This is a genomic window from Nocardia sp. NBC_01377 (assembly GCF_045040005.1).
Classification (GTDB): domain Bacteria; phylum Actinomycetota; class Actinomycetes; order Mycobacteriales; family Mycobacteriaceae; genus Nocardia; species Nocardia noduli.
This window is the reverse complement of the sequence record NZ_CP109566.1, coordinates 842,878-857,570: the sequence shown is the minus strand read 5'-3', so window position 1 is coordinate 857,570 and position 14,693 is coordinate 842,878. Positions and strand designations below refer to the sequence as shown.

The window sequence follows — 14,693 nt, the reverse complement described above, 5'->3', positions numbered from 1 at the left end:
GTCGAAGATCACCGGCGCGTCGAAGGACTCGCCGTGTAGCCGTCCGATTTCCGCCATGGCGACGCATTTTCGGGGACCGCCCACCCTACGCGATCCCCGAACCACGGCCGCTCCCGCCGGAGGAATCCAGAGCCGGACCGGTCGAGGAAACGCCGACCGGACCGTCACAGAAACTCGGACCGGACCGGTCGCGGGAACTTCGGTCCGGTCGGCGCGAGCCCCGCACCCGTCACATCGACGACGCCGAATCACGAACAACCCCTTACCTCGCCAAGGGTGTCCGCGAGCATCCGGGGTCGGTGATAGGCAGACTGTATGACGCGTGATCGCCCGGGCCGCAGGACCGCCGCACCACGGGCACGACCGACTCCACATCCGAACACGAAGAGGTGCCGATGATTTCGATCAGGACAGGATTCGCGCTCGCCGCCGCCTCGGCGGTCGCCGCTGTCGTACCGCTCGCGGGCGCGAGTCCGGCGGGGGCCGTGGTTGAGGGCCCGTTCGCCACCATCTACGCGCTCACAGACGGTCCGTGCGCCGCGCAGGTCGACGCCTCGGTGAGCGGCAACGGCTATCCCGACCACGCCGCGTTCACCGTCAGCACGAATATGGTCGGGGTCGGCGACATGGGCGCGTGCAGCCTGCCCGTCACGCTGAACTGGCGCAATCTCACGACCGGGCAGAGCGGTGCGTTCACCACCGTCGCGCGCGGCCCCGGGTACTGGAGCAACGGCGGATACTCCGCGATCTTCGCCCCCGGCATCGGGAATTTCACCGGCAACGTCACCGTCGGCAACGCGTATGCCCCCGAGTCGGGCGGCGTCGACTTCACGGTGAAGAAGTACCGGCCATAGGGATTCGCTTCCTGTCCTCGGCGTCGTCCGAGGACAGGACGACACCGTTCGCCTGGACGACGCCGCCCGCCCGACAGACCGGTCGGCGGGATAATCGGCCGATGAGCCCATCGACGCGCCGCGCTCCCCGATGACGACAGCCGTCGCGATCATCGTCGGGGCGGCCCTGATCGCCGGGGCACTGCTGTTGTGGCCGCGTACGCGCCGGTCGGTGACCACACCCGCCGAACGGGCGGTGCACACCGCATTGCACACCGCCTCGCTGGCGGCGCGACCGCTGCGCGGCGGGCTCACCGCCGCCTCGGCGCAGGAGGCCGCCCCGCATCTGCGGATCCTGACCGGCGCGCAGGCACTCGGCGTCGCCGACGCCGACGGGGTGTTGCTGGCGTGGAACGGGCCGCACGCCGAACTCGTCGAGCGCTTCACCGACGCCGCCGCACGCGCCGTCGCGACCGAGCGCCCCGTGCTGGTCGTACTGCCGGGACGCGGCGATCAGGCCGGACGCACCCTGGTCGCGCAACCGCTGTCGATCGAGAACGCCGGGGTGGCGGGCGCGCTGGGCGTGGTGACGACCGAGCAGCCGGGGCCGGGGCGGCTCGGCGGCATCGCCGAGGTCGCCAGATACGTGTGCGGTCAGCTGGAACTGGCCGAACTCGACGCCTCGCGCGCACGGCTCGACCGCGCCGAGGTGCGCGCGCTGCGTGCCCAGATCAGTCCGCATTTCATCTACAACGCGCTCAATACGATCGCCTCGTTCGTGCGGACCGACCCGGACCGCGCCCGCGAATTGATCATCGAATTCGCTGATTTCACGCGCTATTCGTTCCGCACGGCGGGCGAATTCACGGTGCTCGCCGACGAATTGCGCAATATTGAGCGCTATCTCGCGTTGGAACGCGCCCGATTCGGCGACGCGCTCGAGGTGCGATTGCAGATCGCGCCGGAGGTACTCGGTGTCGTCCTGCCATTTCTCGCATTGCAGCCGCTGGTCGAGAACGCGGTGCGCCACGGACTGGCGGGCGCGCGGCGCGGCACCATTTCGATCGTCGCCGACGACGCGGGCACCGATTGCGTGATCACCGTCGAGGACGACGGCGCGGGCATGGATCCGGAACTGCTGCGTTCGGGGGCGCTCGACGCGGTCGCGGCGGGATCGGGATCGACGGGTCCCACCGAATCCGCCCACGTGGGGCTGGCGAACGTGGACGATCGATTACGTGCCGCGTTCGGCAACGACTACGGCCTCGTCGTGGAGACCGCGCCCGGCGCGGGCACCAAGGTCGGCCTGCGCGTCCCGAAGTTCCGCGCCGGAATTCAGGCGTGAGGACGTGCGGATACCGGAATCGGCACGCACCGCACCGCGCTTTACGATGGAGCGATCGTGACACGCACCACCGATACCACGCCGACCGCCCTGCGCGTACTGGCCGTCGACGACGAGAAACCCGCGCTCGACGAGTTGGTATATCTGTTGCGCGCGCAATCGGAGGTCGGTGAGATCCACCCCGCGGGCGACGCGACCGAGGCCTTGCGACTGCTGCGGGTCCATCCGGTGGACGCGGTCTTCCTCGATATCAATATGCCCGGCCTCGACGGGATGGAACTGGCCGGAATCCTGTCGGAATTCGCGAATCCGCCCGCCGTGGTATTCGTTACCGCCCACGAGGATCGCGCGGTGGCCGCCTTCGATCTCGGCGCGATCGACTATCTGTTGAAACCGTTGCGGGAGGCGCGTCTCGGCGAGGCGGTGCGCCGCATCATCGGCGCGCGCGTGGCGCGGACACCGGATACCGGGCAACCCCGAACGGATCCGAACGAGGTCATCCCGGTGGAACTGGGCGGGGTCACCACGCTGGTGCACCGATCGAGCGTGAGCTGGGTGGAGGCCGACGGCGATTACGCGCGACTGCACACCAGCGCCGGATCGCATCTGGTCCGCATCCCCCTGTCCGCCCTCGAATCCCGATGGGAGAACGCGGGTTTCCTGCGGGTGCACCGGTCGTATCTGGTGGCATTGCGCCTGGTGACCGGATTGCGCGCGATCGGTTCGGGAACCGTGGTGTGCCTGCGCGCCGAGGGCACCGCGGCGGCCGTGGAACTGCCGGTGAGCCGACGGCAGGTCCGCGAGCTCAAACAGCGCCTCGTCCACGGCCCGCGCCACATCTGGACCAACCGATGACCGGACCGGCGCCGCGGCCGGTCCGCACCCGCGTGGTGCTGGCCGAACGCCGCGGGGCGCGGCGGGCGCGGACCAGGGTGGAGGTCGCCGAGCAGACCGAGATCGGCGAGGCCATGGTCGCGGGCCTGATCCGCGCGCAACTCGGGCTGGCATTGCGGATCGCGCTGGTCTCGACCCTGATCCTGTGTTCGCTGCCGCTGCTCTTGCGGATCGAGGCGATCGGCTCGGTGGTGATCCTCGGTGTCCGGCTGCCCTGGCTGCTGCTCGGCCTTGCCGTCTATCCGGCGCTGTACGCGATGGGCCGGATCTACGTCCGTCTGGCCGAACGCAACGACCAGGACTTCCTCGATCTGGCCGAGGACTGACATGTCCGCGTCACCGGTCGGGTGTGGCCCGCGCGCGGCGGCGCGATGAATTCGGCGCCCGCACCGGCCATGACCGTCGTCGCCCTGCTGCTCGCCGCCCTCGCCACCGTGGCGATCGGCGCGTACGGGGTGCGCCTGGCGCGCACGACCTCGGATTTCCTCGTCGCCTCGCGCAGTGTCGGCCCGCGCTGGAACGCCGCGGCCATCTCCGGTGAGTATCTCTCGGCCGCGTCGTTCCTCGGCGTGGCCGGACTGATCGCCAAGTACGGGGCCGACGCGCTGTGGTACCCGGTCGGCTTCACGGCGGGCTATCTGGGCCTGCTGCTGTTCGTGGCGGCTCCGCTTCGCCGATCCGGCGCGTACACGGTGCCGGATTTCGCGGAGTTCCGGCTCGGCTCGGTGCGGCTGCGCCGGTTGGCGGCGGTGGTCGTCGTGCTGATCTGCGGGGTGTATCTGATTCCGCAGTTCCAGGGCGCGGGATTGACGTTGCGGATTCTGCTCGGGGTGCCGAGCTGGGTCGGAGCGCTCGCCGTCGGCGCGATCGTCATCGCGAACGTGGCGGGCGGCGGCATGCGCTCGATCACCCTGGTGCAGGCGTTCCAGTACTGGCTCAAACTCACCGCCGTCGCCCTGCCCGCACTCGTGCTGCTCGGGTATTTCCTCGTCGAGGACCGGGAATTGGGCTCGCCCGCGCCCCCGGTCGTCACCGAGCGCACGACCGTCGAGGTGACCACCGATGTCAGGGTGCGGGTCGCCGCGCCGCAACAGGTGACGATCACCGGCACCCTGGACGGCGACGCGGTGGACGCGGTCGTCCGGCTCGACCCCGGCACACACGACGTCGCGGCGGGCACCACACTCGTGCTGGAACCGGGCGCGGCGGTGCCCGTGGTCGCGGGCGCACCCGCCGACGGCGCGACCTGGCTGCGGCCCGGCGGCGGATTCGGCGGCAGTCATCCCACCTACCAGGTGTATTCGCTGATGATCGCGACCTTCCTCGGGACGATGGGACTGCCGCACGTGCTGGTGCGCTTCTATACGAATCCGGACGGCAGGGCCGCGCGATCCACCGCGCTGGCCGTCATCGCGCTGGTCGGGCTCTTCTACCTGTTCCCGATTCTGCTCGGGGTGTTCGCCCGGCTCTACGTTCCGCGCCTGCTGATCACCGGGACCTCCGACGCCGCCGTGGTGCTGCTGCCGGGGTCGGTGCTCAGCGGCCTGCCGGGTCAACTGCTCGCGGCGCTGGCCGCGGCGGGCGCGATCGCGGCATTCCTTTCCACCTCGTCCGGACTGCTCGTCAGCATCGCCGGTGTGCTCAGTACCGACATGTTGCGCGGGCGGATCCGAGACTTCCGGATCGCGGCGCTGGGCGCGGGCGTGGTGCCGCTGTCGATATCGCTGGCGGTGGCTTCGCTCGACCTGTCCAGGACTGTCGCACTGGCCTTCTCGGTCGCCGCGTCGACGCTGTGCCCGCTGCTCGTCCTCGGGATCTGGTGGCGCGGGCTGACCGCCGCGGGCGCGGCAACCGGGCTGATCCTGGGCGGCCTCGCTTCCGGCGGTGCGACGGCCGTCTCGGTCGCGGGCGGGGTGTCCGACGAACCGGCGGGCGGATGGCCCGCCGCACTGCTCAGCTATCCGGCGGCGATCAGCGTGCCCCTCGCCTTCGCGGCGATGGTCCTGGTCAGCATGGTGACGCGCGGGCAGGACAGCCGGACCGTCGGACGCGTCTTCGTCCGCATGCACGCACCGGAGCGACTGGGCATGGGCGCGGACCGCGAAGGCCGTTTGCGCACAAGATAACCGGGAAACTCGCCGCGTCGGCCTCGGCGGCCCCGCGACCGTTCGTCGCGGCCCGGCGACCGTTCACCGCACAGATCGGCGCCTTCACGGAGTGACCTCCGCCACACCATCAACGGCGGACTTCGGCGCGGTTACGGTCAGCGCACGTAAGCCACGTCACACGCTAGGACCCCTCGGATGACCAGTATCGACCTCGACAAGGACGGCCCAGCCCCGCGGCGCGCGCGGACCGCCGAGGAATTCGCCGCCGTGCACGAGAGCCCGCAATTCCAGGAACTGCGCAGCCGCCTACGGCGCTTCGTGTTCCCGATGACCGCGCTGTTCCTGTTCTGGTACCTCAGTTACGTCCTGCTCGGCGCCTACGCGCACGACTTCATGGCCACCGAGGTGTTCGGCAATATCAACGCGGGCCTGCTGCTCGGACTCGGGCAGTTCCTCTCCACCTTCGTCATCACCGCCGTCTACGTCCGGTTCGCCAACAGGGAACTGGACCCGCGCGCCGCGGCCATCCGCAACGAGCTCGAGGAGGGCCGGGCGTGAGCACGAATTACCTCGCGGCGGAGACCATCGGCGAACCGGTCGCCAATATCGCGATCTTCGCGCTGTTCGTCGCGGTCACCATGATCGTCGTCATCCGGGCCAGCCGTCACAACAACACCGCGGCCGACTACTTCACCGGCGGGCGCGGCTTCTCCGGACCGCAAAACGGTATCGCCATCGCGGGCGATTACCTCTCGGCCGCGAGTTTCCTCGGCATCGCCGGAGCCATCGCCGTCTACGGCTACGACGGCTTCCTCTACTCCATCGGCTTCCTGGTCGCCTGGCTGGTCGCCCTGCTGCTCGTCGCCGAAATGCTGAGGAACACCGGCAAATTCACCATGGCCGATGTGCTGAGCTTCCGATTGCGGGAACGCCCGGTGCGCACGGCGGCGGCACTGTCGACGCTGACCGTCTCGCTGTTCTACCTGCTGGCGCAGATGGCGGGAGCGGGCGGCTTGGTCGCGCTACTGCTCGATATCGATTCCAAGTCGGGGCAATCGGTCGTGATCGCCGTGGTCGGCCTGCTGATGATCGTCTACGTGCTGGTCGGCGGCATGAAGGGCACCACATGGGTGCAGATCATCAAGGCGGTGCTGCTCATCACCGGCGCCGCGCTGATGACGGTGATGGTGCTGGCGAAGTACGGATTCAATTTCTCCGACATCCTCGGCTCGGCCCAGGACGCGGTCTCCGAATCCACGAACAGGGCGGTCGCGAGCCGCGATGTGCTCGCGCCGGGCGCACAGTACGGCGCCAACGAGACCTCGAAGCTGAACTTCGTCTCGCTCGGGCTGGCGCTGGTGCTGGGCACCGCGGGTCTGCCGCACGTGCTGATGCGGTTCTATACGGTTCCGACGGCGAAGGAAGCCCGTCGCTCGGTGGTGTGGGCCATCGGCCTGATCGGCGCGTTCTACCTGTTCACGCTGGTACTCGGTTACGGAGCGGCGGCCATCGTCGGACCGGATCGCATCCTGGCCTCGGCGGGCGGACAGAATTCGGCGGCGCCACTGCTCGCCTTCGAACTGGGCGGGGTGATCCTGCTCGGGGTCATCTCGGCGGTCGCCTTCGCCACCATCCTCGCGGTGGTCGCGGGTCTGACCATCACCGCGTCGGCGTCCTTCGCGCACGACATCTACGCCAGCGTCATCAAGCGCGGTAATGCCGACGAGTCGGCGCAGGTGCGGGTCTCGCGGATCACCGCGGTGGTCATCGGTGTCATGGCTATCGGCCTCGGCATCCTCGCCAACGGGCAGAACATCGCCTTCCTGGTGGCCCTGGCGTTCGCGGTCGCGGCGGCGGCGAATCTGCCGACCATCGTGTACTCGCTGTTCTGGCGGCGGTTCAACACCACCGGCGCGCTGTGGAGCATGTACGGCGGGTTGATCTCGACCATCGTCCTGATCGTCTTCTCCCCCGCGGTATCCGGGACGAAGACCTCCATGCTGCCCGGTTCTGATTTCGACTGGTTCCCGCTGTCGAACCCCGGCATCGTGTCCATCCCGCTGGCCTTCGTGCTCGGCATCGTCGGCACCTGGCTGGGCGGGCGCAGAGCCGAGGATCCGGCCAAGGCGGTCGAAATGGAAGTTCGTTCGCTCACCGGTGTCGGTGCGGAGCAGGCGATCTCGCACTGACCGCCGGGAACGACCGGCCGCAACGGCGCGGCCACCGTTGGGCCTCGGCACGCGCCGGGGCCCAACGGCGATCCTCGCGCCACTCGTCTCGTCGACAGGAGATCTACGTTGACCAGCGCATCCACCGACCGCGACGTCCCCGCGGCCTACCCCGTCCCCGCCGAGTTCGCGGTGACCGCCAACGCCGATGTCTCGTTGTCTGCGCGGGCTACCGCCGACCGTGAGGGATTCTGGGCCGAGCAAGCCAACCGCCTGCACTGGCACCAATCCTTCACCAAATCCTGGACTGGACCAACCCACCCGTCGCCCGATGGTTCCACGACGGAAAACTCGACGCCGCCCACCACGCGAAATCCACATCGTCCCCGAACTCCCCAAAACCCGCAGCGGCAAATCATGCGCAGACTCCTGCGCGACATCGCCGAAGGACGCGAACTGGGTGACACCTCCACCCTCGTCGACCCCACCGTCTTCGAATCCATCGCCCGCAGGTGATCCGTCGCGCGGACCCGGCGGCGATGAGGGGGCCGGGTCCGTCCGCGCGATCAGCACTCCCACTTTCGATGAACGGACTACTATTGGCTGTAGTAGACGAGTCGGGAGTTCTCGTATGGAAACCATCACTGTCGAACGCGTGATCGACGCACCGATCGACCGGGTCTTCGAATGGCTTTCCGTCGCAAGCAATTACACGCGGGCACCGATCGTGTTGCGGGAGCGGTTGGTGCGGCCCGGCACGGACGCGCCCTACGGCGAGGGCGCGGTCCGCGTGCTGACCTGGGTCATCGGACGGTTCCGCGAACGCATCACCGCGTATCGACCGCCACACGAATTCGAGTACCTGGTCGAGCGCAGTTTTCCACCCTCGCGCCACGAGGGCGGAAAACTCGCCTTCACCGAGGTCGACGGTGGCACGTCGGTGGTATGGACCACCGTGGCCGAGGTGCGACCGCCCTTCGGCGTGGGCGTCGTCACCCGGATAGTGGTGAAGCCGGTGATCTCGTACGTCTTCCGCAGGGTGCTCGCCGCCGCCGCGGACCGAGACCTGCGCACCTGACACCTCTCGGAAGCTCGCCGACCGCCGACGAAATGTAACGACAACATTGCTGTAGACGGCTCGGGACCGCCGACACCTCCTCGCGCGGCCGGGTACGGACTACCGTTGCGCCATGACGCGACGCCTCCGCGCGGTAGCCATGATCTCCCTGTTCGCCCTGGCAGCGGGCTGTGCGTCGCCCGCCGACGACGCCACCACCGCCACCGCCACCGCTCCCGCCACCACGACCACCGGACAGGTGCCACCCAATCGGGTGGTCGGGCTGGCCCTGCCGGACAACGCCGTCGAGGTTGCCGTGGGTCGACTGGACGGACTGGTCGAATCGCTGATGACCGAATCCGGGATACCGGGGATGGCGGTGGCCGTCGTCCACGGCGGGAAGACCGTGTACAGCAAGGGGTTCGGTGTGCGCGCGGCGGGCGGTGCCGAACGCGTCGACGCCGACACCGTGTTCCAGCTGGCCTCGGTGTCGAAATCCGTGGCGGCGGCGGTGGTCGCGCACCAGGTGGGGACCGGGTCGGTGGAGTGGGAGACCCCCATCGTGTCGAAATTGCCGTGGTTCGCACTCGGCGATCCGTACGTGACGGCGAACGTCACCGTCGGCGATATGTTCTCCCACCGCAGCGGGCTGCCCGATCACGCGGGCGACCGCCTCGAGGATATGGGCTTCGACCGTCGGCAGGTGCTGGAGAAATTGCGGCTCGAACCGCTGGACCCGTTCCGGATCACCTACCAGTACACCAATTTCGGTGTGACCGCCGCTGCCGAGGCCGTCGCGGCGGCGGCGGGCACGGACTGGGCGCGACTGTCCGACGACACCGTCTACGCGCCGCTCGGCATGACATCGACGAGTTCACGTTTCGCCGATTTCGTCGCGCGACCGAACCGGGCCGTGGGACATATGTCGGTCGACGGCCGCTGGGTCGCCCGGGCCGTCCGCGATCCCGACCCGCAGTCCCCCGCGGGCGGCGTGAGTTCCTCGGTGAACGATATGACCCGGTGGCTGACGATGCTGCTCGCGCCGCCGCAGGCGCTACTGCCCGCGATCACCCCCCAGATCATCTCCACCCCGGCCACCGCCCCCGACGCGCGGGCGGGGTTCTACGGATTCGGCTACAACGTCTCGACCACCTCGGCGGGGCGCGTCACCTACAGCCATTCCGGGGCCTTCGCCCTCGGCGCGGCCACGAATTTCCTGGTCGTACCGTCCGCCGACGTGGCGATCGTGGCCCTGACCAATGCCGCGCCGATCGGCGTGCCCGAGACGTTGACGGCCGAATTCGCCGACATCCTGCAATACGGCGAGGTCCGCGAGGACTGGCGCGCGCTGTACCGCGACGCCTTCGCGGGAATGGATCGGCCCGAAGGCGACCTGGTCGGTACACCGGCACCGGCGAATCCCGCGCCACCGCGGCCATTGGCTTCCTACGTCGGAATTTACGCCAACGACTACTGGGGACCGGCGACCGTCACCGACAACGCGGGCACGCTGACATTGACGCTCGGCCCCGCGAACCGGACCTACCCGTTGAAGCACTGGGACGGCGACACCTTCACCTTCGAGTTGCTGGGCGAGAACGCCGCGCCGGGCACCATCTCCCGGGCGACTTTCGCGGGCGACACCATGACCGCGGAGTATTTCGACGAGGAAGGACTCGGCGTCTTCCGCCGCTGAGGCGCCCCGGCTCGGACAACACCGCAGCGCATCCGGTTCCACGGTTTACCGGTAGCGGATTGCTATGGTCACAGGTATCAGTGACCGGCGGCAGCTGAGGTGGAGGACGCGAGTGGCTCCGAAACGTTGTTCGGCCAAGAGTTTTCGGGTGGTGCTGGGAACGGCGCTCGCGGTGGTCCTCGCCGCCGGACTGGCGATGGGCGCGACACGCGCGCCCGCACCGGCGCTGGCCTCCTCGGTCGAGGAATGGACCGCACTGCACGACGGACCGCAGCCCTTCCCCGACATCCGCATCGAATCCGACGTGCCGATCACCATGAACGACGGCGTCGTGCTCAAGGCGAACGTGTACCGGCCCGTCGACGCGGCGGGCCGCACTCCCGAGACGCCGATGCCCGCGCTTGTCACCATGACGCCCTACACCAAACTCATGGCCAACCTCATCGACTCGGCGCTGGCGGTGCCAGGATTACAACCGCTCACCGTCGACCTGGCGAACCGGTTCAATCTGTCCGGCACCCCCATCAGCGGTTTCGGTGACCTGCTGCACGCCTTGGACGGAGGCACGGTGCAGACGGTGCTCGGCGTCGACCGAAAACTGGTGCGCAGTGGCTACACGCTCGTCGTCGTCGACGTGCGCGGCACCGGATTCTCGCAGGGCGCGTGGGACACCCTCGGCGCACGCGAACAACTCGACACCCGCGAGGTGATCGAGTGGGCGGCGCGCCAGAGTTGGTCGGACGGAAACGTCGGCATGACCGGCGGTTCCTACGCGGGGATCAACCAACTCCGGGCCGCCGAGGACGCGCCGCGACCGCTGAAGGCCATCTTCCCCGTCGTTCCCGGTAGCGACCTCATGCGCGACGTGGTCGCCCCGGGTGGCGGTGTCGGAGCCACCTTCCTGCCGATGTGGCTCAACTCGATCAACCGCGCCAAGATGGTGCCCGACGTGTCGTCGATGCTGCGCGGCACCTTCGACTGGGCATGGCTCGACGAGCGCGTCTCCGACCCGCTGACCAATTACGATCTGCTCGTCCAGGCGCTGACCACACCGGCCATCGACGAGATGCAGCCCGAGCTGGAATCGGCGCTGGACGAATCGAGCGCGTTCCGGCAGGGCATTCTCGGTCAGCCGGAGCGAATCACGGTGCCCACCTTCGTCTACGGGGGTTGGCACGACATCTTCGCCAACAGCGCGACCACGATCTACAACGCGATTCCACTGCCCGCCACACCGGCCGCCGGTGGTGCGATGAAGAAACTCGTCGTCGGGAACACCTACCACGCCAATCCCGGCGCGGGCACCGGCGTCGCTGGCGCACCGCCCCGGCTGGACGTGCTGCAACGCGCCTGGCTGGACCACTGGCTCAAGGGAATCGACAACGGTATCGATGACTTCGGTCCGGTGGTGGTCTGGGAGCAGGGCGGAAGTTGGGTCACGCTGCCCGAATTCCCGCAGCCCGGCGTCACCCACCGCCGCGTCTACCTGTCGCCGGACGCCAGCACGACCACGATCGACAGCCTGCACGACGGATCGCTCACCGTGACCGCTCCCGCCGCCGCGCGCACCCTGACCGTCGCACCCGGACTGTCCAACGCGTGTTCGCGCGACGCGGCCCAGGGATCGGCGGGTATCGCGTCCGCACTCGACGTGTGCGCCAAGGATTCCCGGGTCGCGGAGACCGACGCGCTCACCTTCACCAGCGCCCCCGTCACCGCCGACACGGTGATCTCGGGCCCGATCAACGCCCACCTCACGACCGTCTACGACACCACCGACGGCTACTGGAGTGTGACCGTCAACGACGTCGCGCCCGACGGCACCTCCACCGTGCTGAGCACCGGCCAGCTGACCGCGTCGATGCGCGCGATCGACGAGACGAGGAGCACCCGCTCGGCCAACGGCGATCTCACCGCGCCGTTCAACCCGATCACCGCGGCGAGTCACCTGCCCGTGGTCCCCGGCGAACCGGTCGCACTCGATATCGCCGTCATCCCCACCCAGGCGGTACTGCGCCCCGGCCACCGTCTGCGGGTCGACGTCTTCGCAGCGAACGCGCCCAAGGCCGTGCCCTTCCGGCCGCTGCTCAATGCCTCCGAGCTGAAACCCCAGCATCTGCTACTGGATCCGAACGCGCCGAGTTTCGTCAATATCCCGACCGATCGACCGCTGTAGTCGCGGTGGCTGTCGGTCACCCGGTCGGCGGGAAACGCGCCTTCCTCACCACCGTCGCGGTGGTGATCATCGCGTGCGCGGTGCACTACGGCAGTGGTGACGACCATTCCGGGATCGCGATCGCCTTCGCGGGGGTGGCGGTGCTGGCGATCTTCGAGCTGGTGGTCAGGATGGGCCGTCGTGGCTGAGCGTGCCGCCGTGGTTGCGGACGGCACGGGCACGGTGAATTTCGCGAGAATTGCCGTGAACCGCGAGTTCGACGCCACGGCGCGCGCGGTGGATCCGATCTACCGTTGACCCGTGGAGCCATTGCAGCGCTATGTCGCCGAAGAGATCGCCACCGACCACGCCGAGGGATTGCTGCCTCGCCGCGAAGCATTGCGCCGACTCGGTCTACTGGGCCTCGGCGTGGGCGCGGCCACCGCACTGCTGGCCGCGTGCTCCTCCGGTGACGACACACCGGCCACCGCACCGGCTCCCGCCGCGACCACGACCGCCGTACCGCCCGGCAGTGCCGCGGCGCTGCCGACGACACCGATCACCTATCCCGGTCAGGACGGCCGGACTCTCCAGGGCGCGTGGGCAGCGGCGGCGCAACCGAAGGGCGCGGTGCTCGTCATCCACGAGAATCGCGGCCTCACCGATCACCACCGTTCGGTGGCGGGCAGGTTCGCGGGCGCGGGGTACAGCGCGCTGGCCGTCGATCTGCTCTCCGACCACGGCGGCACCGCCACCTTCACCGATCCGGCCGCGGCGACCGCCGCGCTGACCGGCACACCACAGGATCGTCTGCTGGGCGATCTGCGCTCGGGCCTGGAGGAACTGGGCAGACGCGCACCGGGAAAGAAGCTCGGCGCCACCGGATTCTGCTTCGGCGGCGGGCTGACCTGGCTGCTGCTCGCCACGGGCACACCGGGATTGGCCGCCGCCACACCGTTCTACGGCCCCTTCCCCGACAACGGTGACCTCGCGGGCACGCGGGCCGCGACGCTCGGGATCTATGCCGCTCAGGACGATCGGGTCAACGCCTCGCGTCCCGCCGCCGAGGCGGCCCTGCAACGCGCGGGCCTGCCGCACCGCGTCTTCACCGCGCCCGAGGCGAATCACGCCTTCTTCAACGACACGGGTACCCGCTACCAGCCCGATGCCGCCGCCGAGGCGTGGCGTCAGGTCATCGACTGGTACGGAACCCATCTCGCCTGACCGCGCCGTCGATGATCGGCGGGAGCGGGCGGATTCGCTCGCCCCCGGCGAAGCATCACGCCCGCGTGGTGCCCGCTACCGAATCCGACGATCGAATCCGTCGCCGACAGACAGGGCAGGCTTCGGCGATTCGTGCCCGACGCAGGGCAGGATGAAAAGCGCTGTGGTTCGACGTGAACCGAATCGGCCCGGGCGCCCTCCCGTGGGCGCATCGGTCAGAACGGGGTCGTGTCCAACCATCGGTCGAAAATGGCTGTGTCACCGTAGATCTCGAGACCCGGATCGTCGGTGGGGATGCGCCGCAGGATCGCCAGTAGCAGCGCGACGGCCGTACCGCGCAGGGCGACAGCGCCTTTGGCGTGGCCGTGATCCCATTCGATGCCGGTTCCCGCCCCGCGGACGGTCCACTCGCCCGCGGCGTCGAGACCGGGATCGGTGGCGTGCAGGTGCAGCGTCGCGCCGTCGGGGAGGACGGGAACGGGACTGCCGACCAGGGCGGTTTCGAGCAGGCCGAGCCATTCGGAGATGCCGTCGGCGGCGAGTTCGGGGCTCAAGGTCACCTCGCGGCCCAGAGCGAGCAGGGCGTCCGCGCGGTGCACGGTGGCCTCGTGCAGTCGACGCCGGATCCACCACTCGGCCGGACGCGGCGGGCCGAACGGCGTCCAGATCTCGACATGGCCGCCGGTCCGGTCGACCGCGTCCAGAACCAGCCGGGCGCTGTCGCTCAGCCACTTCGCGGCGGCGTCGGGTTCCTTGGGCATCGCACCGTCGGGGACCGCGCGGAAGTCGATGCGTTCGGTGGCGCGATCGGTGATCATCGCGGCGGCCCAGCGATGGCCGCGACCGACGTGGGTCATCAGATTGGCGAGCGACCAGCTGGGGCAGGCCGGGATCGGCGTGGCGGGATCGGCGGTCCGCATCAGTTCGGCGAGCGAGTCGGTTTCGGCGGGCAACGCCGCCCGATAGGCAGCCGTGAGGGATGTCGTCACCGAAACGACACTATCCCTGCCGATTCCGACGGGCACTCCGGCATCGGGGCGCCGTGCGCGCTCGGGCGGAGCCCGTCACGCGAATTACCGCGCCGACACGGCGACACGCCGAACGGAGTTGGTCGAAATTCGATCTGAACCTGCGGATGCGCTGTCCCGTTGTCAGTCTGAACAGCGATACCGGCCAGCGTCGAGTCCGGGGATCGCTCGGCCGTATACGGAAT

General features: G+C 69.0%; 13 protein-coding genes and 1 pseudogene. 13 read left to right on the top strand and 1 reads right to left on the bottom strand.

From position 1 onward, the window contains the following. Positions 1-395: 395 nt before the first annotated feature. The 13 genes and pseudogenes from OG225_RS04000 (at position 396) to OG225_RS03940 (ending at position 13,480) form a co-directional block, all read left to right on the top strand. Positions 396-854, top strand: a complete 459-nt coding sequence (locus OG225_RS04000; protein ID WP_216916823.1) for a hypothetical protein — start codon at positions 396-398, stop codon at positions 852-854. Between the two features lie 130 nt (positions 855-984). Further along, entirely contained in the window at positions 985-2,178 is a 1,194-nt protein-coding gene (locus OG225_RS03995; protein ID WP_405180446.1) for a sensor histidine kinase, read from the top strand. A gap of 57 nt (positions 2,179-2,235) precedes the next feature. After that, positions 2,236-3,033, top strand: coding sequence for a LytR/AlgR family response regulator transcription factor (locus tag OG225_RS03990; RefSeq protein WP_405180445.1), 798 nt, complete (start codon positions 2,236-2,238; stop codon positions 3,031-3,033). Further along, complete coding sequence (locus tag OG225_RS03985; protein ID WP_405180444.1) at positions 3,030-3,398, top strand: hypothetical protein; 369 nt, start codon at positions 3,030-3,032, stop codon at positions 3,396-3,398. The genes OG225_RS03990 and OG225_RS03985 overlap by 4 nt, the downstream gene beginning before the upstream one ends. 45 nt (positions 3,399-3,443) lie before the next feature. Next, a complete protein-coding gene (locus OG225_RS03980; protein ID WP_405180443.1) occupies positions 3,444-5,198 on the top strand; it encodes a cation acetate symporter in 1,755 nt (584 codons plus the stop codon). A gap of 177 nt (positions 5,199-5,375) precedes the next feature. Beyond that, on the top strand, positions 5,376-5,738 hold the full coding sequence (locus OG225_RS03975) for a DUF485 domain-containing protein (protein ID WP_405180442.1): 363 nt from the start codon (positions 5,376-5,378) through the stop codon (positions 5,736-5,738). Next, positions 5,735-7,369 carry a cation acetate symporter gene (locus OG225_RS03970; RefSeq protein WP_405180441.1) on the top strand — a complete coding sequence of 545 codons (1,635 nt, stop codon included), beginning with the start codon at positions 5,735-5,737 and terminating at the stop codon, positions 7,367-7,369. Before OG225_RS03975 ends, OG225_RS03970 begins: the two co-directional genes overlap by 4 nt. A gap of 171 nt (positions 7,370-7,540) precedes the next feature. Beyond that, a pseudogene (locus OG225_RS03965) lies at positions 7,541-7,621 on the top strand (hypothetical protein); the annotation flags it as partial. A gap of 358 nt (positions 7,622-7,979) precedes the next feature. Further along, positions 7,980-8,426, top strand: a complete 447-nt coding sequence (locus OG225_RS03960; protein WP_405180440.1) for an SRPBCC family protein — start codon at positions 7,980-7,982, stop codon at positions 8,424-8,426. A 112-nt stretch (positions 8,427-8,538) separates the two neighbouring features. Beyond that, complete coding sequence (locus OG225_RS03955) at positions 8,539-10,101, top strand: serine hydrolase (protein WP_405180439.1); 1,563 nt, start codon at positions 8,539-8,541, stop codon at positions 10,099-10,101. 196 nt (positions 10,102-10,297) lie between these two features. Further along, positions 10,298-12,277, top strand: a complete 1,980-nt coding sequence (locus OG225_RS03950; protein ID WP_405183189.1) for a CocE/NonD family hydrolase — start codon at positions 10,298-10,300, stop codon at positions 12,275-12,277. Positions 12,278-12,282: 5 nt separating this feature from the next. After that, complete coding sequence (locus tag OG225_RS03945) at positions 12,283-12,465, top strand: hypothetical protein (RefSeq protein ID WP_405180438.1); 183 nt, start codon at positions 12,283-12,285, stop codon at positions 12,463-12,465. A gap of 112 nt (positions 12,466-12,577) precedes the next feature. After that, positions 12,578-13,480: a dienelactone hydrolase family protein gene (locus OG225_RS03940; protein ID WP_405180437.1), complete on the top strand. Its 903-nt coding sequence runs from the start codon at positions 12,578-12,580 to the stop codon at positions 13,478-13,480. A gap of 215 nt (positions 13,481-13,695) precedes the next feature. On the opposite strand, the gene OG225_RS03935 is transcribed toward OG225_RS03940, so the two are convergent. Next, positions 13,696-14,469: a maleylpyruvate isomerase family mycothiol-dependent enzyme gene (locus tag OG225_RS03935; protein ID WP_405180436.1), complete on the bottom strand. Its 774-nt coding sequence runs from the start codon at positions 14,467-14,469 to the stop codon at positions 13,696-13,698. Positions 14,470-14,693: the final 224 nt, after the last annotated feature.